Origin of the sequence: Mycobacterium sp., from assembly GCF_032159765.1 — a bacterium.
Taxonomy (GTDB): domain Bacteria; phylum Actinomycetota; class Actinomycetes; order Mycobacteriales; family Mycobacteriaceae; genus Mycobacterium.
On sequence record NZ_JAVHWM010000106.1, the window covers coordinates 20,621 to 39,685 of the forward strand.

Genomic DNA, 19,065 nt, shown 5'->3' on the forward strand with positions numbered 1-19,065 from the left:
GTGCGTCTGCCTGTGCGTGTTCTGTTGCACCCATGAACCGACTCCTATCGTCCGCCCTTGGACAACGCACCGTCCGCGCGACGAGCGCGCGCGCCCTTGCCGCGCTTCCCGGCTCCCACACCGCGCTCAGAGTCGCTCGCACTCCCGCGCAGGAGCCGTTCATCGCGTTCGTCGACGCGTTGCGGTCAACGGAACCAAATGAATTGACGCAGTGTGACGCCTGGACAGTGCACGAGCTCACCGCCCACCTGGCGGCGGGATCTGCGGAGCTCGCGGATCTGATCGAACTCGAACTCTCGTCGGCATCCTCGCGGGCGACACGCGACTTCGAGGAGCGAGAGGCGCCCTACCGGGCGCTCTGCTCGAGCAAGCTGCGCCGAGCATTCTTCGAGGAAGCCCTCCGAGCCACAGTTGCGGTCGACCAGCTAGCCGCAAGCCGCCGGTGCGTCGCCTTCACCGGCGTCGTCATGGACGCGGACACGGTGATTCTGCACATCGAAAGTGAGCTGGTGCTTCACTGTTGGGACATCGTCGGCAGCGATCCGGCCAGTATCGCCGCGCTCAGCGACGCCCGCCTTGCCGTGCACGCAGCCACAACGGTTTCGACCATGTCGCCCAACGTTTTTCCACCGCGCAGCGGTGACCACGAAACCGTAGTCCTGCGCGCAGCCGGTGGCCCCGACATTGCCGTGACCGGCGGCCCGAGGGCTACCGCCATTGCGCTCGCACCACGCGATCACTCATACCCCATCGTCGAATGTCATCCCGCGGCAAGGACCTTGATGCTTTGGGGCCGTTCACCGGGTGCGGGGCTCCCCTACCCAGTCGGTGACCCGGCTGCTGTGGAAGCTGTTGTCGCCATGCTGCTTCCAGCTTCGGGTTCGACTACTCCTAGCGGCGAAACACAAACGCGTTCTCCAACGCCTGACCGTCGAAGCCGCTCGGAGCCACGCCGCTGACCGCGTACTCGTAGACCGCGACCCGGAAGATCTGGCTCAGCGCGCTCGAGATGAGCGCGACAACGATGACCGCCACGACCGCGATGGCCACCACCACGAAGCCCAGCGGAATCAGGCCGATCGAGAAAAGCATCGCGGCGCCGACGCCGCCGAGGACAATGATCGCAAAGCTGATCAAGAAGGTGACAACGCCTATCGTCGCCGCGCCTGTCGCGCCCTCGCCCCACTTTTGCTTGATGATGGACGCCGAGCGCTTCAGCGATTGCCACGGCCCTGTGCCTTCGAGTGCGACGACCGGCACGACGAAGAAGGTCGTGATAGCCCACGCCAGTCCGCCTAACCACGCCAGAAGCCTGCCCACGACGGGTAAGCGCTCTTCGATCGCTTGCAGGATCAATCCGACGGTGGTGGCCACTAGCGACCAGCCGATGATCGGCCCGAGGCGTTGCATGGCGGCTCTGAGCCCTTCGCCGACCGAGGTGTCCTCGCCGCGCAGCGAACGTGCGGCACACGCAGCAAGCGCCACGTTGAAGAAGATAGCGAAGAAGGTCGACACGTAACCCGTTGCGGCACCGGCGATATAGATGACGGGATCGTGGGCGTTTACGTTTACTGCCTCGCCCGCAAACACTCCCCGCACGATCGCTGCGGGCACCCAGATCGCTGCGGCAGCGATGATCGAAAAGATGGTTGCCAGGATCGGGAAGACCAAGAGCGAACTGTCCTTCTTCAGGACGTCCCAGCTCTGCTTCGTCAGCGCCCAACCGCGCGAGATCCTGCCCATCGATGCTCCCTGATCCGAAGTTCGCCGCTTCCCGCTCTCGACGAGCACGCAGTCACGGCCCTGTGAGCGGCATCGTAATGCGGCGCAACCTCAGATGTGGGCCAATTCTGAACCTGCTCATGAATATTGCGTTGCTGCGGGTTAGGGCAGCACGGAGTGCATCAACATCACGTTATATGCCGACCACAGCGACAGATTGAAGTACACGTCCTTGCCTGTCGACCAAGGATGAAGGAACGGCGCGTAGATCCCTCCGGGGATCTGCCCCGATGGTACGACCAGGGTTTCGGGGCCCCATGGTCCTTGCGGGGCAGGCGCAGTCCGTGCCACCACATCGTTGGCGCCGTTGCAGTACAGCGTCAGGAATCTCTTGAGATAGGTGTTGTACTGCACCGACATTTCGCCCACCGGACCCGGGATCACCGGTGTCGCGGCGGCCGGATTGCCTGGGACCCACGCTGCGCGGTCGGCGTTCCAGTATTGGTACTTGGTCAGATCGGGCACGATGTTTTGCGGAACGCGCGAGACGAACGCGGGACCACCTCGTCCGGTCGGAGTTCCGTAGGAGTAGACGAATCCGTCGCTGCCCTTGAGGAATGCGCCTTGCTGGAAGTTCTCGTTGCCCGCGACGAACGGGACTCGTGGGACGGCACCTTGCGATGCAGGGCGAATTGTGCCCGGGTAGATCCCCCAGTTCTGTCCGTTGTCCGGGGACACCGCGATCGCCGAGAAGTTCGTCGTCCAGCTGCCCGGGTTGTCCCATGACCTGATCGACATGAAGCTCAGGTATTGGGTTCTCCCGACGGCGATGCCGGCTGTCGGGATGATGCCTGTCTCGCTTGCCGTCCAGTTGATCGGGTTGACGATCTGCTTGGAAATGCCCGGCCGCCACACCGGTGAACCCGAATACTTGTTGTTGACAACGCCATCGGCCACGTTGATGGTCTGAGAGAGTTGTCGGTCCGAGCTGCGGAACAACGCGTTGTACCGCCATTGCTGACCGGGGATGTTGCAATAGCCGGACGTATCGCCAAAAGCGATGAGGACCTGGTTGTTGGCGGGATCGCCGTTGTCCCACATGATCCCGAGGTCGGTGCCGGAGATCGCGAAACGCCGGATCGTATTGGTGGGGCTGTCCGGTCCGGTGACCCAGCCGACGATCGACGTGGCCGGGGGTCCGATCGCGTCAGGCGGAGGCGCCGCGTCTGGCTGAGCAGGCGGCGCGGCCGGAGGCGCGTTGGCGGGCTGCTGAGGTCTCGGAGGATTAGGCGGCGGTGCGACCGCCGCCTGCTTTTGCACCGGGGCTGATTGCGGCGTGAGCGCTTTGAGGATCGCCAGCGGCAGCTGACCGAGCCGCGGCAGTGGCGCCTGGGGATTCGCCCCGGCTGGCATGTGACCGAGAGGGAGATACGGCCGGAATTTGGACGGATTCGGGATCTGGACGTTCTGCGCCGGGGTCGGCTGCGCCGCCGCCGCAGCGCCCGTGCACGGGTCGGCAGACGCGGGCGGCGCGGCGCTGATCACGACGCTGAACCCAAGGGCCGCCGCCGTCGCCAGCGATACCGGTGCGATTCGAGGTCGCGGCGACATGTCACACCTTTCCAGCGGGCAAGACGTCGCATCGACGTCGGCAGTCTGCTGATGTGACGATAGTTATCCGTGTGGCTTTTGTGACCAGTGATCAGCGGGTCGGTATTCATCTGTGACCGCGTCGCAACCCGCGCGCTCATTGGCAAGGGCCAACGGCCGACTACGGGCCCTGCACACCCGGGGTATGCAATGCTGCCCCGTTGCCACCGTAGAGGCGCTCGATCGTCTGCGCTTTGGTACCGGAATTCGGGCCGCGATCTCCGCCGATGTCCTCGAAGGTGGTGAACAATTCCGGGTAGACGACCGCCAGATCGATTGCACAGGTCCCACCGGCCGACCAGCCGACGACGGCCCAGCTCGCGGGATCAGGTGACACACCGAACTGCGAAATGACGTATGGGCGAACCTCTTTCGTCAAGTTGGTGGGGTTGCTGAATTCTCCGGCGATCATCATCACCGCCGGAAGCCGGGCAGGCGTCGGGCCGGTGAACCAGGAGGGCGGAAGGTAGACGAATTCCTGCCGATGCTTGAACCCGCTTCCGCTGTCGGGGATGTCGACGGGCACTACTTTTCCCGTGTCCGGGTGTGTGTTGCGCAGTCCCGCAAGGTCTTTCGCGTCGATCTGGTCCGGCAGGGGTCCTGACGTCAGGTCACCCCACGCTCTCTGCAGCGTCGGGTAGTACCCGACCCACTGGTTGAGTACTAGCAACGCACACACCAATGTCAGCGGAATGGCCGTCACACTGAGTGCCCGTCGCCACCACGGCGCGTGCCGGAAACCCAGTATCGCCACGGCAACCGACGCCGCCGCCACGGCCGTCCACACCCACAGCTCGAACGGGGCCGGGTCGGACGCAAGGCCCTCGGAGTTCATGTAGGTCCTCGCGCCGAGCGACACAACGACTCCTACTGCCGCACTCACAGGAATCCACACCAGCCGCCAGCGCCGGGTGCGCCACCCGATGCCGACAAGAACTACGACGACCGTGACGATCTCGACCACAATCGGGAACCAACCGCTCAACAGCGAGCTGCCGTGCCCGTATCTGCCGAAGTTCGGATCGGGCAGGCTCGGCATCATTATCGGAGCCGGGGCGCAGGTGTCGGAGGGCCGATGGGCGGCGGCACCGTGCCAGTTTGACTGCCGTTCGTAGGAATTCCTGTCAGGATTTCAGCACCGTGCGAGCACGGCAACACCACGGCGCCGCACGTCAATCGCCGGTGCGCGTAAAAGTATCTTCGATGTCCTCGACGACCGCGCACGACCCGGTCTGCTCCTGGTGCCCGTGCCCGGTGAGCACCGAGATCGGATTCTGCGGTGGTTGCGGCAGCGGATATTCGGCGGTGGATGTCAGATGCGTGGGGCCGCCGGCGGGACACTGCGCGTCAATCTGCATGTCGTAGAGCCACTTTCCGTTGCCGAACACCAATGGCCGCGAATCCGAAGGTGAGTGGAAGAAGCTCATGCACCGGTCGCCAGTGCGCAAACAGTCGGTAGTGACCGCATAGTCGAACTGATCTTGTCCTTGGCCGTTCATGTACGTCCGCGTCAGGTGGTAGCGGCCGTGAAGCGTCTCGGCCGGTGACGCCACCCGGGGTGACAGCGTGGCTGGGTCCGGAGCACTGCTGGCGTCGACGTTTCCGGTGCGGCTGAAGGTCACGGTTCCCTGCGCTGAGCAGCCGTTGCTGCTCAGCGCGCTGTATTCGCCGGTCAAGGAGCCGTCGGGATGTGGTTGCAGCGTGATGACGTTCCAGACCTCGACAGAGACGTTTCGGCACTGTTCTGAGCCGAGACCCACAGCCACCCAGCGGCCGTCGATCTGGTCGAAATCCAATTTCGTCACGGCCATCCCTCCGCCGCTGACGCGTGACGCCGTGGCAACGCACCCGGCGGCGCCACAGGACGAGCGCACCGCCCAAGAAGCTGACGTCGAGATCTGGCCCGGCATCGGTTTGCCATTCATGTTGGTGGGCGCGCCGTAGTCGGCCGTGTAGGTCCCGGCGAGTGGGGGAACCGCCGGGGTTGGCGCGCTGGCGGCCGGGTTCTTATTCGTGAGCCTGATACCGGCGAAGACGCCACCGGCGACCAGCAGCGCGACGGCTACGAAGGCAACGACCAAGATACCCGGACGGCGACGCCATAACGGAACCTGAACTGGCGTCGTTGGTGCAGTAGAAACCTCGGGTGCCTCGGATTGCGTTGCCGACGTTGCTAATACAGCACTGGAGGCGGGCTGAGGCTTGGCCAGAGTGGGGTCGGTCGGGGCTACTTTGCGTGCGATCGACGGATCCGTGATTGCCTGTCGCGCAGCGGCGGCCATCGCGACCGAGCTCGGATAGCGGTCGGTGGGTTGTTTGGCCAGGCCGGTGGAGACGACATCGTCCAGCGCTTCTGGAACAGTGTCGCGGCTTTCGGACGGCTTGGGCGGTGGCGTGACCATATGGCCCACCGCGATCTGCTCCAACGCGGAGCCCGGGAACGGCGGCTCACCGGTCAGACACTGATAGAGCACGCACGCCAATGCGTAGATGTCCCCGCTGGGTTCTGATTCACCGGTGCTGAACCGTTCAGGAGCCATGTAGGCCCACGTCCCGATCGCCGCCCCTTCCGACGTCAACCCGGTGTCATCGGCAGCACGCGCGATGCCGAAATCGATGAGATACGCGAAATCGTTGTGCCCCAACAAGATATTGGACGGCTTGACATCGCGGTGAACGAGTCCGCTCTGATGTGCGTTGTTCAACGCCGAGGCCACCTGCTCGATGATCGACACCGCCCGGTCGGCTTCCAACGGGCCTGCATCCAGCAAAGTCTGCAGATCCACGCCGTCGATCAGCCGCATCGTTACATACAGCCGGCCATCGATCTCGCCGACGTCATGGATGGGCACCACATGCGGATCGTCCAAACGCGCGGCCGCGCGGGCCTCACGCCGGAACCGCTTCTCGTAAGCCGGGTCCTGCGCGAAATGCGGCAGCAACATCTTCAACGCCACCACCCGATCGATGGCGGAGTCGTAGGCGCGCCACACCTCGCCCATCCCGCCACGACCGAGCAACTCGATCAGCCGGTAACGACCAAAGGGCGTACCCTCCACCAACCCACGATAACGTCGGCTCCCACCGAGCGGGGCTAATCGCCGGTGCGGGTGAATGTTTGGACGATGTCGGTCTTCATTGAGCACGTTCCCGTCTGCTCCCAGCGTCCCTTGCCGGTGAGCAGCGCGATCGGATCCTGGACTGGATCAGGCAGCAGGTACTCCGCGGACTGAGTGATGTGCGTGTCCAGGTCGGTGCCCGCGCATGTGTCGTCACCTTCGGCGCTCCACGTCCACTGCCCATCGCTGAACACCAGCGGCTGGGAGATGGAAGCCGAGGTGAAGTAGCTCATGCATCGATCGCCGGTGCGCAGACAATAGGTGGTGACGGCCAGGTCGTACTCGTCTTTTGGATGCCCGTCCGCGTAGGCCGTCACCTCGTGATAACGGCCGTGAAGCGCTTCGGCTGGCGATACCACCCGCGCCGTCAGGGTGGCCGGGTCGGGAAGGGTATTGAGGTCGACATCTCCGGTACGAGTGAAGGTCAGCGTTCGCTTTCCTGAGCAGCCTTCGCGGCTGGTCGCGGTGAACTGGCCGGCGAGCGTGCCGTCAGGGCGCGGTTCAAGTGTGAACGTCTGCCAGACTTCAACCGGGGCGCCTCGGCATTGGTCGGTGGCCACGCCCGCAGCCACCCATCGACCGCCGACGTTGTCGAACACCAGATTCGCAAGAGTCATAATGCCTTCCGGGCTCCGGCGTGTCGCGGTCGCCAAGCAGCTGTTGAGATGGCACGCCGATCGCACCCCCCACGTCATCGCCTGCGGCGCCGCATCTCCGGTTGGCTTGCCGTTCATCGCGGTCGGTGGGCCGAAATCGGCCTTAAAGGTCCCGGTGAACGGGGCACCACTGGCTGATGACCCACCCGCGGCCGGGTTGTCGTGCATGAGCCTCACTGCGGCCACGACACCACCGGCGATCAGCAAGGCAACGACCACCAGGGCAGCGATGAGAACCGGCCGACGCCGCCGCGGCGCCGTCTTGGCGGGAACCTTCGATTCGGATGGGCGTGGTCTGGTCTCGCTCAGCGGTTCCGATGGCATGGCAGCGGGTTGGCCGGTGGTGCCGGTGAGGGCTTGTCGTGCGGCTGCGGCCATCTCGACCGCGGTGGGATACCGCTCTGCGGGCTTCTTGGCGAGGCCGGTGGCGATCACCTCATCCAACGCGGCGGGGATGGTGTCGCGCTGCTCGGAAGGTTTGGGCGGCGGGGTAACCATGTGACCCACCGCGATCTGTTCGAGGGCCGAACCCGGGAAGGGTGTTTGACAGGTCAGGCACTCGTAGAGCACGCAGGCCAGGGCGTAGACGTCAGAGCTGGGTTCGATGTCGGTGGCGCTGAACCGTTCGGGGGCCATATAAGCCCACGTGCCGATGGCGGCGCCGGCCGAGGTCAAGCCGGTGTCGTCGGCGGCGCGGGCGATCCCGAAGTCGATGAGGTACGCGAAGTCGTTGTGGGTCACCAGGATGTTGGACGGTTTGACGTCGCGGTGCACAAGCCCGATGTGGTGCGCGCTGTTGAGTGCCGATGCGATCTGCTCGACGATGTGCACCGCACGGTCGGGCTCCAACGGTCCGGCCCTCAATACTGACTGCAGGTCCCGGCCGTTGATCAGCTGCATCGCGACATAGAGGCGACCGTCGATCTCTCCGACGTCATGGATCGGCACGACATGCGGATCGTCCAGTCGGGCAGCGGCACGGGCTTCGCGGCGAAACCTTCGTTCGTAATCGGGATCTTGGGCGAAGTGCGGGAGCAGCATTTTGATCGCCACCACGCGATCGATTTCGGTGTCGTAGGCGCGCCACACTTCGCCCATCCCGCCCCGGCCCAACAATTCGATCAGCCGGTAACGACCAAAGGGCGTGCCCTCCACCAGCTCACGATAACGGCCAACCGTCCCGTAAGTTACGTTAACGGAGCGACTTGGGGCGGCGTCGACTTCTCCGAGCTACCCGCTGAACATTAGTATTGTTGTGGCACAACCCTTCTCAGCGCGGATCGGACTCGAAGGTGAACTCGTGGTCGCCAATCCGGATCTGGTCTCCGTTGGCGAGGTTCGCGTTGGTGTGAATGCGTTGGCCACCGACCTCGACGCCGTTGGCCGAACGGAGATCGATGATGACCAAACTGGCTCCGGTGTCCACGATCGCGGCATGGTGGCGGCTGACATAAGCATCGTCGATCACGATCTCGTTGTCGGAATCTCGTCCGATCCGAGTCGCCGCGGCGCGCAGCCAGTGAACCTTTCCGGCAGAATCCCGCAGCCCCGCGACGGCAAGTTGTCCGTCAATGGTTGAGCGTTCTCTCAGCGAGGTGATGGTGCGAGCCACTGCTGTGTTCTGGGCAGCCTTTTTCGTGTCCAGCGGCTCCTGGCGCAGGATCCGCTCGTACAGCGTGTTGATTGTCGGGCCGGGATCGATGCCGAGGTCGTCGGCCAGCGTGGTCTTGAGCCGCCGATAAGCGTCAAGGGCGTCTGACTGGCGTTCGGTGACGTAATAGGCGGTGATCAACTGCGCCCACAGGGGCTCGCGGTAGGGGTGTTCGGCGGTCAGCGCCTCAAGCTCGCCGATGACGGCGTAAGCGCGTCCGCACGCGATTTCGGCTTCCGCCCAGGCAGTGTGCACCCACACCTTGTCCTCGTTCACCGCGGTCGCGAATGGGCCGACGAACGGAAAGTCGCGCAAATCAGCGAGAACCTCTCCGCGCCACTGGCCGAGCGCCGCAGCCAAATGACTGCTCGCCTTGTCGAATTTGCCCGCGACCGCGGCCTGAAGTCCCTCGGACTTGTCGGCGACGAAGCGGCCCAGATCGCAGTCCGAATCAACGGTGGTGAGCTGGTAGCCGGGGGGAGCACTGACCAACACCTGGCGGGTGTCGACGCCCGCCTCGCCGAGCAAGCGACGGAGGTTGGACACATACGAGTGAAGGCTGGTCCGTGCCGCCGGTACGGGCGATTCGCCCCACACGGCGTTGATGAGGGAATCCGTCCCCACCGGGCGGTTCCGGTTGAGGATCAACATGGCCAGCACAGCCCGCTGCTTGGGCGTGCCCAACGGCACGGGCGCGCCGTCGACAGTCACCAGCAGCGGCCCCAGGACACCAAACCTGAGGCTGGTTTCCCCCATCCTCTTCGCCTCCCGAGTCAGCAGGTGATCAGGTTATGCCGCGTTCTATTGTGACGCCGCCAGACCCATTTCCGTGGCGATCGGGGCAACCTCGGTGTCGCCTCACCATCGTTCTCCGATCGCACATCCGTTCTCAACACCACCACATCACGCTAGTCGGCGACGTGACGCTGTCGAACACGAGGTGCGGATCGGCGCCATCGCTCATTGCCATGGCCGGATCCTACGGGCACAGATCGCGCAAACATCGTTGCCAGCAGAGTATTTCACGATCGCGTCACGTTCTCCGAAATCCCGCGCGGGACTGTTGGGGCGTCACGCGGCACACGCCGCGGAACACCAACCAGCCAGGAGAAATCAATGAATACCCATACGACCGCTCGCTCATTGACGGCTTCCGTCATGCTGGTGGTGGCGGGTGCCCTGGCGGCTGGCGGCTTGGCCACCGCGCCGCCTGCCGCCGCCGCGAGCAAGTACGTAGCCATTGCATATTCGCCAGTGACTTACGCCTACGGCTACGGCCGCAATCAGCCGACCCTGGACGCCGCACACGTCCGGGCACTGACCGAATGTTCGAAAGCGGGTGGCAGTCATTGCGTTACAGTGACTTGGGCCCAAAACTCGTGTGCGGCGCTGGCCGTCAAGGGCGAGAACTACTACGGGTGGCACGGCCCTACTCTGCAGGCGGCCGAACAGGAAGCGCTGCAGCGCAACGGGGGCGGGGTCATCGCCGTGTCTCGCTGCGCGAGCTGACCGAGCCCACAGTCGGCCGCCGCGCCCAGACGATGGAAGCGGCGGTCGGCTCAGTGGGCGCCAGGAAGCTCGATGCGGGCCGCCTCTGCCCGTGCCGCTTCTTGGCCACGTTCTCGCGAAACGATGTGAAGCGCCAGGTCGATCCCCGACGTGACGCCTCCAGAAGTGAGCACATCGCCGTCATCGACGACGCGCGCTTCGGGCCGGACATCGACCCCTAGGCGACGGAGATCGTCGATCGCCGAGCGATGCGTCACTGCCGGTCTCCCGGCGAGTATTCCACTGGCCGCCAACAGCATTGCCCCCGTGCAGACTCCCGCCACCGTGCTGCCTGCTGCGTATCGCTCGGCGATCGCGGCCGGGATCAGCCCGCTGCTCACTTCCGCCCGCGCGCCCACGGGCGATTTCGCCGCCCACCCGCCACCGGGCACGACGAGCAGGTCCGGGCGAGCCCCGAGCTGTCCGCTCGGAATCACGTTCAGGCCATGCGAACCAACAACTTTGGTGCATTGTTGCAGTGTGACGAGTTCGACGTCGAACCCCGTCGAGACGAAGATCTCGAAGGGCGCGACGACGTCCAGCTCGTCAAACCCGTTGAACATCAGGATCTCGATTCGCTGCATCAGCGAATCCTCCCTTGTTCTCGCCGCCCGCGGCTAGAGGATCGGGACTCGCGACTATCGCTTGACGGCCGTAACCAGAAGATATTCGGCCGGATAGGCGGTGCGCCCGGGCTCAGTGCCCGCGAATGGCATTGCCTCCGCATCAGCCTCCACCCATTCCAAGGTGACGCCGTGCTCGGCGGCGATGCTGCGCCCGGCATCGAACAATTCCGGCGTCAGATCGCTCGCGGTGACAATGGCGCCCTCGGCCGCTGCGGGAATTGCTGCATTGCCCGAGCCGGCGGCGACATCGAGCACCTGGTCCCCTGCGCGAATTCCGCAGGCGCGGACCAGCTCCGGGCCGAGTTCTGCGATGAGTTCAGCGGCCACGGCCGGGTAGTCCCCCGAGGCCCACAGGGCGCGGTGCTTGGCCTTGAGTTCGCGGGCGACTTCTGCGGTGGTCATCTCGATTCTCCTTCTGGTTGGGTCGACGACTGCCGAAAGGGGTGCGGCGGCCGCAACCGGGTGCGGTGCTGATTGCGAGACGGGATACGTCGAATCGCCGCCGAGGATCTGCTGGTAAACGGCTTGAAGCGCTGGATTCGGATCGACGCCGAGTTCCTCCACCAGCCTCTCGCGCATCAGCCGGTACACGTCCAACGCTTCGGCCTGACGCCCACTTCGGTAGAGAGCCAGCATCACCTGTCCAGCCACCCGCTCGTCGAGAGGATGCGTCTGCAGGGTCCCTGTCAAGTCGCCAAGCAGTTCGGCATGACGACCCGCGGCCAGCGCGGCGTCGTTCCGGTCCAGGGTCACCGAAAATCGTTCGGCATCAAGAGAACAACGCAGATCGCTTGCCCACGGCGTATCCAATGTCGAAACCGCCTCGCCGTGCCACTGAGCGAGTGCCTTATCGAACAGCGCCGCGGCCGCAGCCGGCTCGGGGGCCGCGCGCGCTTGGGAAGCCAAGTCCCGGAACATGAATAGGTCGATTGACTGCGTGCCCGCGCTCAGCAGGTAGCCCGTTGATCTTCGCTCGATCTCGGGTCCGAGGGCGCCGCCCAGCGTCTGTCGCAGCCGAGAAATATATGCGGCCAACGCATTCCGTGCGCGGAGCGGCGGCTCGTCTGCCCATACCCGATTGATGAGCTGATCCGCCGAGACCGCGCTGTTGACGTCGACTAGCAGACAGGCCAGGACGCACCGCTGACGCGCGTGGCCGATATCGAGACGCCTCCCGTCCGCGAACGCCTCGATCTCGCCCAGTAACCGAAACTCGACCGTCATCGGTATACAGGGTTTCATCAGGAACCGGTCAGCGTCCGGCAATTGCCCTCAGAAGGCCGCCAAAACGGTCCTGAGGTGCGCATTTCACAATCACGTCAGGATCGCGGAACCCACGCCGCGCAGTGTTGCCCCCAGCCGCGACACACGCGTCGCGGACCGACAACCCGACAGGAGTGCCAGATGAAGCGTTACGTGATCGAACGGGAAATCCCGGGAGCAACTGAACTGAGCGGGGCCGAGCTGGCAGAGATTGCGGCGAAATCGAACGACGTCGTACAATCCCTGGACGTGCCGTACCGGTGGATCACCAGCTACGTCGCTGGAGACAAGATCTACTGCGTGCACGAGGCCGAAAACGAGGAAGCGATCCGCGAACACGCGCACCGCGGCGGATTCCCGGCCAACAGCATCAAGGTCGTGGCCAACGAATTCGGCCCGCACACTGCCGACTCGCGCACAGCAGCGATCACGTAGCCGCGACGACAGCCGGCACGCGGCCTGCCGCCGCCCGAGGCGGCAGGCCGACGTTCCTACTCCCTACCGGCCGACACCCAGCTAAGGTCCGCGGTGCGTCCGCCCGACACGGCGCCGCCGGCCGCGTCGAGCGCGCTGATCTGCTCGGACGTGAGCGTGACGGACAAGGAGCCGACGTTCTCGTCCACCCTTTCAGCTCGCCGCGTCCCCGGGATCGGCGCGGTCGAGACGCCAAGCTGCTCGCCCCGCTGACGCAACCACGCCAGCGCGACTTGTGCAGGCGTGGCGCCCTGCTCGTCGGCCACCGATGTGACGACGTCGACCACCGCGAGGTTTGCCTCCAGTGCTCCCTCGCCAAATCGCGGCATGTGACGGCGGAAGTCTTTCGACGACAGGTCGGTTGCAGAGCGGACCGTTCCCGTCAAGAAACCGCGCCCGAGCGGCGAATACGGAACGAAGCCCACGCCCAGTTCCGCGGCGGCGGGCACGACCTTGCGCTCGACGTCACGGCTCCAGATCGACCACTCGCTCTGCACAGCGGCGATCGGGTGCACCGCAACCGCGGCCCGAAGCTCGTCGGCAGTCACCTCGGACAGACCGAGGTGACGCACCTTACCGGCTGCCACCAATTCCGCCATTGCGCCAACGGTCTCCTCGATCGGCACGTTCACGTCGCGGCGATGCATGTAGTACAAGTCGATGACGTCGGTGTTCAGCCGCTCCAGGCTCTCGTCGACGCATTGGTGCACGAAGGCGGCGTCCCCGCGGGCTGAGGGCCGCTGCCCCGCACTGCGGTCTGCGGGATTGCCGACGATGCCAAATTTCGTCGCCAGCTTCACCTCATCACGCCGATTCTTCAATATCTGGCCGATCAGCCGCTCACTGTTTCCTGCGCCGTACACGTTCGCGGTGTCGATGAAGGTGACGCCGACGTCGAGGCAATGATTGAGTAGCGCAAGCGAATTAGCGTCGTCAACGTCGCCGTACACGGGCGCGAGCGACATCGCGCCGTACCCGATCGCGCTGACGTTAAGGCCGTCACCAAGGTCTACCGCGGGAACCGCAGTCGCCATGTTGTTCTCCTTGTCGTATATGACCAACGCTTCGTAACAACCGGCGCACCGCCGTGGCTATGCCCCGATCCGGGATTCGGGGTAATTCACATCCAGGTGCTTGATGCCGGCGCGAACTCCAGAGGTACCGCCGGAGGAAGTGACTGCCGGTCGCCGGTCGAGATCGCGTCGAGGATCAGTGCCAGGTACCGACGCCAGCCGTCACCGGTCGTCTCCATCGTGAACAGCACGCTGTGCAGCATCGCAATGAGGCGAGGGAGGTCGTCGTCGACCAAGTCGGCGCGAACGAGACCCGCCTGCTGGCCGCGCCGGACTAGATCATTCAGCGCTTCATCCAACGGGGCAGAGATATCCCACGTGAGCGAACCCGCCTTGCGCGCCGCGGTCAGGAGGTGGTGTTCGCGGACCGCGAGCGAGAGGGCCGCCTCGATGAGTTCGACGACGCCACGCAGCGGGTCCTTGGCGCGACGCGCGTGCTCGATCGCGGGCAGCAGATCCTCGGCGATGCTCTGATCCAGGGCAGCCCGGACCAGATCAGCCTTCGTCGGAAACCTGCGATACAGCGTGCGTTCGCCCACACCTGCGCGCCGGGCGATGGCCTCGATAGATGCTTCGGGCCCCACCTCGCCGTACACCTCACGCGCGGCACGCAGAATGCGCTCGGCGTTGCGCGCGGCATCGGCCCGCAACGGCCGGTCAGCGACCGCAGTCATCGTCACAGTCTAAACGACAGTTGACTGCCACTCCTGTCGCCTCTAGGCTCGTGGCAACTGGCAGACATCTGACACTTAATTGGAAACTCTGGTGATACCAACAACTTCCGATCCCAGCTCCGAAACCGACCTTCCCGTCATCCCGGCTCCGCGCGCAGCGCATTGCCCGCTGAAGCCGCCCGCTGAATTCGCAGGCTGGCGCGACGAGCCAGGTCTTCGCCGAGCGATGTACCAGGGCAAGCCGACCTGGATAGTGAGCCGCTACCAGGACATCAGGGCCGCGCTGGTCGATCCGCGACTCAGCGCCGAGACCATTCCCGACACGGTCACGCCGAAGGGCACCGATGACAACATTCCGGTGATGTTCGCACGAGTCGACGATCCCGAACATCACCGACTGCGACGGATGCTGACGAGCAGGTTCACGTTCCGGCGCGCCGAAGCTGCGCGGCCACAGATTCAAAAGCTCGTCGACGATCACCTCGACCGCATGATCGCGAACGGGTCGCCCGCCGACCTCGTACGCGATTACGCGCTCCCGGTGCCCTCGCTAGTGATCTCGCTTATGCTCGGCGTTCCGTCCGAAGATCTCGCGCTGTTCCAGTACCACACGTCAGTCGGACTCGACCAGAGGTCTCCCGACGACGTGAAGGCGAACGCCTTCGGTGCGATGTATCTCTACATCGTCGAACTGGTGGATCGCAAAGAGCACGAACCCGGTGACGATCTGATCAGTCACCTCGTCACCGAATACGTTGCGACGGGACAGCTCAACAAGGCAACCGCGGCGATGACGGCCGTGATCATGATGCAGGCTGGTCACGAGACGACGGCCAATATGATCGCGCTGGGAACCGTTGCGCTGCTGGAGCATCGGGAGGTTTACGAGCGGCTCGGGCGAACCGAGGACCGTGCTGAGATCGCCAACCTCGTTGAAGAGCTGATGCGCTATCTCTCGATTGTGCACAGCCAAGTGGATCGCGTAGCCACCGAGGACATGACGTTCGCCGGCGAGTCGATCAACGCCGGCGATTTCTTCCTGATGAATCTCCCGGCCGGAAACTGGGACCCGCAGTTCGTCGACTGTCCTGAAGCGTTCGACGCGACCCGAAACGTCCGCGGGCACTTGGGCTTCGGCTATGGCGTACACCAGTGCATCGGGCAAAACCTCGCCCGCGTGGAGATGCAGGTCGCTTTTTCCACACTGGCGCGGCGGCTGCCCGGCCTTGAATTGGGCGTTGCACCTGAGCAGATGAAATTCAAAGACGCATCGGGCATCTACGGCATGCAAGAGCTGCCGGTCAGCTGGTGACGTCGATGACAATGCGATTCGACGGACAGGTCGCCGTCGTCACCGGCGCAGGCGGCGGCCTCGGCAGGGAGCACGCCTTGCTTCTCGCGTCGAGGGGCGCACGTGTCGTGGTCAACGACATCGGTGGATCGGTGACCGGGGACGGCTCGAGTGACGACGCGGCGAACATCGTCGCAGACGAGATCCGCGACCGAGGCGGCGAGGCCGTCGCCGACTGCCATAGCGTGACCACCCCAGAGGGCGGCCAGGCGATCGTCGACACCGCACTTAACGCGTGGGGGCGCGTGGACATCGTGGTCAACAACGCGGGCATCGTCGGCGACGCCCCTTTCGAGGACATGACCGCCGCCCGGCTCGACCAGCTGCTGGATGTGCACCTGAAAGGTGCGTTCCACGTGACGCGGCCAGCGTGGAAAGTGATGCAGGAGAACGGGTATGGCCGCATCCTGAACACCTCGTCGGCCGCCGGAATCCTCGGCAATGAGAACATGAGTAATTACGGCTCGGCCAAGACCGGGCTGATCGGCATGACGCGCGTGCTGGCCGCCGAAGGAGCCGCGCACAACATCAAGGTCAACGCTGTCGCGCCAATTGCCCTGACACGCATGTTGTCTCACTCGATCGACGGCGCCGGCGCCCAGGACGACCCGGCCGCGAAAGCGGTGCTCGACGACCTCATGAATACCTACCTCAAGAAGCTCGACCCGGCGCTCGTCGCTCCCGTCGTCGCCTTCCTCACGCATCGAGACTGCCCCGTCTCCGGTGAGATCTACACCGTCGGCGCTGGACACGTCGCACGGTTGTTCATCGGTAGGACGAAGGGCTTCTACAACCCTGCGCTGTCGGTCGAGGATGTGCGTGATCATCTCGACGAGATCCGCGACGAAGCCGGCTACACCGTGCCTGGCGGGACCGCCGACGAGATGGGCGAGCTGTTCTCGACGATCCTTGCGAGCCAAAGCGACTAGAGTGTCGTTCCGCCAGCGGCTCAGCCTTCTTCAGAAGCCCCGGGCCGGGGACGCGTGGCACCGAGATCACCGAAGGGCACGGGCCGGCGCAGCGGCTGATGCCCGTGCACACCCTCGGCGTAGGCGGTCTCGGCATGCTGGGTGAAGTCGATGCCGGCCGTCTCGTCGTCCGCGCTGACCCGGAAGCCAACCACCATGTTGATCACCTTGGCGATTACATACGACACCCCAAAGGCATACGCGCCCACGACTATTGCCGCCAGCGCCTGCTTACCCAGCTGCCCGAAGCCGCCATGATAGAACAATCCATTGGCCCCACCGGTCATGACTTGGGTGGCGAGCAACCCGATCAACAGCACGCCGACGATCCCGCCCACGAAGTGCACACCGACCACGTCCAGCGAGTCGTCGTAGCCGAACCGGAACTTCGCCCCGACGGCGAACGAACAGACGACACCAGCCGCCAGTCCGACGACCGCGGCGCCGAGAGTATTCACGGTCCCACACGACGGCGTGATCGCGACAAGCCCTGCCACGACACCCGATGCCGCGCCGAATGTCGTCGGCTTGCCGTCGCGGATCCGCTCCACCGTGAGCCAGCCCAGCATGCCGAGGCACCCGGCGACGAGAGTGTTCAGGAATACCGCGGCCGCCATTCCGTCGGCAGCAAGTGCCGATCCGGCGTTGAACCCGAACCAGCCGAACCACAGTAATCCGACACCGAGCAGCACGAACGGCAGATTGTGCGGGCGCATGGCTTCCTTTCCGAAGCCGATGCGTGGGCCCAACACCAGCGCCAGCGCAAATGCCGACATACCTGAGACGATCTCGACGACAAGGCCGCCCGCGTAGTCCAGCACCCCGAGTTTCGACAGCCAGCCGCCTCGGCCCCAGACCCAGTGCGCCACAACCGCATACACCGCAATCGTCCACACCGGGACGAAAATCAACCAGGCAGCGAATTTGGCCCGGTCCGCGATCGCACCGCTGACCAACGCCGCGGTCACGATCGCGAACCCGAGTTGGAAGGTGGCGAAAAGCAGCTCGGGGACCCTGCCGTGGGCGGTGCCCGGGTCGATACCCAGCATCCCGATGTGGGCGAGGTTCCCGATGAGTCCCCCGCCGCCGTCCTCAGAGAATGCCAGCGTGTAGCCGATCAACAGCCAGGCAATCGTGACCAGCGGGATCGAGATGAGGCTCATCATGATCATGTTGAGGACGCCGGTGGCGCGGACCATGCCGCCGTAGAAGATGGCGAGCCCCGGGGTCATCAGCAGAACAAGGGCGGTGCTGGCAAGCAGCCACGCGGTGGCGGCGGCATCGATCATGGCGACTCAGCTCCTTCGATGATCCCGACGAGGATGTCGGTGGCACGTTTCAGCTGCGCGACGAACATATTTCCGGCATGTTTCGTGTTTCGGCGGCGTTGCCGAAACCTCACGCTCTTCTGAGTCAGCTCTGCCGTCTGATCGCTTCCTCGTAGAGACCGAATGCGTGCGACAGCCCCTGATCGACCCATGCGTCGATGAGGCCCATCTTGTCGGCCACCATCTGGACCTGGTTCGCCCAGATCTGGAAATCGTCGTCACCACGAAGCTGCTCGATCTGCCGCCGCGTGCCCTGGATCAGGATGAACCCACCAAGGTCCGTAATTTGCGGCTTGAGGACTGCGACGTCGAAGCGCTCGATCCGCCCGTCGCGGCGCAGGCCCTCCAGGTATTGATGCATCGTGTCCCTGAGCAGCTGCAGAGCCTCCCGCTCGCGGCCGCGCGCCGGGACTCCCCAGACCACCCACAGGCCGGCTTCCGCCATTGCTCCTCCTTCGGGCCTACCCGGCCACCTTCGTCCACAGGCAATAGCCAGTCATCTGTATCGAGAACAGTTGCGGCACAATCCGAAACACCAGCGGCTTGCCTTTGGCGCCAGCGTCGATCTGCGGGGGACCCACAACTCCGGCGTCGACCACAGCGATCTGCTCTGCGCGGCATACCGCGTCGGCATCCTGCGGGGTCGCAACCCAATCCCCTGATTTGATACGGCCGTCCCGCAGTCCCTCGCCGTGCAGCTTCAGTTCGGGTCCGTAGCTCAGCCACCGGTCGCTGACGGGATACGGCGTCGTGACGGTCTTCCACTCGTAGCCCCCGCTCGGCTGCGCGGCGCACACCAGAGGCACCTTGGCATCCGGTAGCGACGTCATGGCATCGGCCAAGGCCGACGGACACGGCGTATCCGCCTGCGGCACCGCAAGATCCGCCCACGCGAGAACAGGTGGAGAGCAGACACTCGCCAGCGCGACCAGTGCGGCGACGAGCGCCAACTTCGCCTTCAT

General features: G+C 64.6%; 16 protein-coding genes and 3 pseudogenes. 5 read left to right on the top strand and 14 right to left on the bottom strand.

What is annotated here, in order from left to right:
- Positions 1-32: 32 nt before the first annotated feature.
- Complete coding sequence (locus QOH60_RS11805) at positions 33-959, top strand: maleylpyruvate isomerase N-terminal domain-containing protein (protein WP_526420410.1); 927 nt, start codon at positions 33-35, stop codon at positions 957-959.
- Here the strand turns inward: QOH60_RS11805 and QOH60_RS11810 are convergent.
- The 6 genes and pseudogenes from QOH60_RS11810 to QOH60_RS11835 form a co-directional block, all read right to left on the bottom strand.
- Positions 892-1,743, bottom strand: coding sequence for a DUF6159 family protein (locus QOH60_RS11810; protein WP_526420412.1), 852 nt, complete (start codon positions 1,741-1,743; stop codon positions 892-894). The two genes, QOH60_RS11805 and QOH60_RS11810, sit on opposite strands and share 68 nt — an antisense overlap.
- Positions 1,744-1,884: 141 nt before the next feature.
- Positions 1,885-3,333: a DUF4185 domain-containing protein gene (locus QOH60_RS11815; RefSeq protein ID WP_526420414.1), complete on the bottom strand. Its 1,449-nt coding sequence runs from the start codon at positions 3,331-3,333 to the stop codon at positions 1,885-1,887.
- Positions 3,334-3,526: 193 nt separating this feature from the next.
- Positions 3,527-4,414, bottom strand: a pseudogene (locus QOH60_RS11820) (alpha/beta hydrolase-fold protein); the annotation flags it as partial.
- Between the two features lie 130 nt (positions 4,415-4,544).
- Positions 4,545-6,431: a serine/threonine-protein kinase gene (locus QOH60_RS11825; protein WP_526420416.1), complete on the bottom strand. Its 1,887-nt coding sequence runs from the start codon at positions 6,429-6,431 to the stop codon at positions 4,545-4,547.
- A 35-nt stretch (positions 6,432-6,466) separates the two neighbouring features.
- Positions 6,467-8,302, bottom strand: a complete 1,836-nt coding sequence (locus QOH60_RS11830) for a serine/threonine-protein kinase (RefSeq protein ID WP_526420418.1) — start codon at positions 8,300-8,302, stop codon at positions 6,467-6,469.
- A gap of 115 nt (positions 8,303-8,417) precedes the next feature.
- Positions 8,418-9,554, bottom strand: coding sequence for a BTAD domain-containing putative transcriptional regulator (locus tag QOH60_RS11835; protein ID WP_526420420.1), 1,137 nt, complete (start codon positions 9,552-9,554; stop codon positions 8,418-8,420).
- A 360-nt stretch (positions 9,555-9,914) separates the two neighbouring features.
- On the opposite strand from QOH60_RS11835, the gene QOH60_RS11840 reads away from it, so the two are divergent.
- On the top strand, positions 9,915-10,307 hold the full coding sequence (locus QOH60_RS11840) for a DUF4189 domain-containing protein (RefSeq protein ID WP_526420422.1): 393 nt from the start codon (positions 9,915-9,917) through the stop codon (positions 10,305-10,307).
- 50 nt (positions 10,308-10,357) lie between these two features.
- Here the strand turns inward: QOH60_RS11840 and QOH60_RS11845 are convergent, their stop codons facing one another.
- The 3 genes and pseudogenes from QOH60_RS11845 to QOH60_RS11855 form a co-directional block, all read right to left on the bottom strand.
- On the bottom strand, positions 10,358-10,930 hold the full coding sequence (locus tag QOH60_RS11845; protein ID WP_526420424.1) for a DJ-1/PfpI family protein: 573 nt from the start codon (positions 10,928-10,930) through the stop codon (positions 10,358-10,360).
- Between the two features lie 123 nt (positions 10,931-11,053).
- Positions 11,054-11,374 (bottom strand): annotated as a pseudogene (locus QOH60_RS11850) (methyltransferase domain-containing protein); the annotation flags it as partial.
- A 114-nt stretch (positions 11,375-11,488) separates the two neighbouring features.
- Positions 11,489-12,214: pseudogene (locus QOH60_RS11855) on the bottom strand (AfsR/SARP family transcriptional regulator); the annotation flags it as partial.
- Positions 12,215-12,376: 162 nt separating this feature from the next.
- Between QOH60_RS11855 and QOH60_RS11860 the strand changes: the two are divergent.
- Positions 12,377-12,670 carry a nickel-binding protein gene (locus QOH60_RS11860; protein ID WP_526420426.1) on the top strand — a complete coding sequence of 98 codons (294 nt, stop codon included), beginning with the start codon at positions 12,377-12,379 and terminating at the stop codon, positions 12,668-12,670.
- A 56-nt stretch (positions 12,671-12,726) separates the two neighbouring features.
- Here the strand turns inward: QOH60_RS11860 and QOH60_RS11865 are convergent, their stop codons facing one another.
- Both QOH60_RS11865 and QOH60_RS11870 read right to left on the bottom strand, forming a co-directional pair.
- Positions 12,727-13,743, bottom strand: a complete 1,017-nt coding sequence (locus tag QOH60_RS11865; RefSeq protein ID WP_526420428.1) for an aldo/keto reductase — start codon at positions 13,741-13,743, stop codon at positions 12,727-12,729.
- A gap of 86 nt (positions 13,744-13,829) precedes the next feature.
- Positions 13,830-14,456: a TetR/AcrR family transcriptional regulator gene (locus QOH60_RS11870; RefSeq protein ID WP_526420430.1), complete on the bottom strand. Its 627-nt coding sequence runs from the start codon at positions 14,454-14,456 to the stop codon at positions 13,830-13,832.
- 91 nt (positions 14,457-14,547) lie between these two features.
- On the opposite strand from QOH60_RS11870, the gene QOH60_RS11875 reads away from it, so the two are divergent.
- Both QOH60_RS11875 and QOH60_RS11880 read left to right on the top strand, forming a co-directional pair.
- A complete protein-coding gene (locus tag QOH60_RS11875; RefSeq protein WP_526420432.1) occupies positions 14,548-15,768 on the top strand; it encodes a cytochrome P450 in 1,221 nt (406 codons plus the stop codon).
- A gap of 11 nt (positions 15,769-15,779) precedes the next feature.
- Entirely contained in the window at positions 15,780-16,736 is a 957-nt protein-coding gene (locus QOH60_RS11880) for an SDR family NAD(P)-dependent oxidoreductase (RefSeq protein WP_526420483.1), read from the top strand.
- Positions 16,737-16,756: 20 nt separating this feature from the next.
- On the opposite strand, the gene QOH60_RS11885 is transcribed toward QOH60_RS11880, so the two are convergent.
- The 3 genes from QOH60_RS11885 to QOH60_RS11895 all read right to left on the bottom strand — a co-directional run bounded on the left by QOH60_RS11885 (position 16,757) and on the right by QOH60_RS11895 (position 19,065).
- Positions 16,757-18,064, bottom strand: coding sequence for an ammonium transporter (locus QOH60_RS11885; RefSeq protein WP_526420435.1), 1,308 nt, complete (start codon positions 18,062-18,064; stop codon positions 16,757-16,759).
- A gap of 124 nt (positions 18,065-18,188) precedes the next feature.
- Complete coding sequence (locus QOH60_RS11890) at positions 18,189-18,548, bottom strand: hypothetical protein (protein WP_526420437.1); 360 nt, start codon at positions 18,546-18,548, stop codon at positions 18,189-18,191.
- Positions 18,549-18,564: 16 nt separating this feature from the next.
- Positions 18,565-19,065, bottom strand: coding sequence for a hypothetical protein (locus QOH60_RS11895; protein ID WP_526420439.1), 501 nt, complete (start codon positions 19,063-19,065; stop codon positions 18,565-18,567).

Excerpts from the sequence above, each read along its gene's own strand:
- QOH60_RS11835 (WP_526420420.1), bottom strand. The coding sequence starts at position 9,554 with ATGGGGGAAACCAGCCTCAGGTTTGGTGTCCTGGGGCCGCTGCTGGTG.
- QOH60_RS11865 (WP_526420428.1), bottom strand. The coding sequence starts at position 13,743 with ATGGCGACTGCGGTTCCCGCGGTAGACCTTGGTGACGGCCTTAACGTC.
- QOH60_RS11895 (WP_526420439.1), bottom strand. The coding sequence starts at position 19,065 with ATGAAGGCGAAGTTGGCGCTCGTCGCCGCACTGGTCGCGCTGGCGAGT.
- QOH60_RS11805 (WP_526420410.1), top strand. The coding sequence starts at position 33 with ATGAACCGACTCCTATCGTCCGCCCTTGGACAACGCACCGTCCGCGCG.
- QOH60_RS11810 (WP_526420412.1), bottom strand. The coding sequence starts at position 1,743 with ATGGGCAGGATCTCGCGCGGTTGGGCGCTGACGAAGCAGAGCTGGGAC.
- QOH60_RS11860 (WP_526420426.1), top strand. The coding sequence starts at position 12,377 with ATGAAGCGTTACGTGATCGAACGGGAAATCCCGGGAGCAACTGAACTG.
- QOH60_RS11890 (WP_526420437.1), bottom strand. The coding sequence starts at position 18,548 with ATGGCGGAAGCCGGCCTGTGGGTGGTCTGGGGAGTCCCGGCGCGCGGC.
- QOH60_RS11815 (WP_526420414.1), bottom strand. The coding sequence starts at position 3,333 with ATGTCGCCGCGACCTCGAATCGCACCGGTATCGCTGGCGACGGCGGCG.
- QOH60_RS11845 (WP_526420424.1), bottom strand. The coding sequence starts at position 10,930 with ATGCAGCGAATCGAGATCCTGATGTTCAACGGGTTTGACGAGCTGGAC.
- QOH60_RS11870 (WP_526420430.1), bottom strand. The coding sequence starts at position 14,456 with ATGACTGCGGTCGCTGACCGGCCGTTGCGGGCCGATGCCGCGCGCAAC.
- QOH60_RS11880 (WP_526420483.1), top strand. The coding sequence starts at position 15,780 with ATGCGATTCGACGGACAGGTCGCCGTCGTCACCGGCGCAGGCGGCGGC.
- QOH60_RS11885 (WP_526420435.1), bottom strand. The coding sequence starts at position 18,064 with ATGATCGATGCCGCCGCCACCGCGTGGCTGCTTGCCAGCACCGCCCTT.
- QOH60_RS11840 (WP_526420422.1), top strand. The coding sequence starts at position 9,915 with ATGAATACCCATACGACCGCTCGCTCATTGACGGCTTCCGTCATGCTG.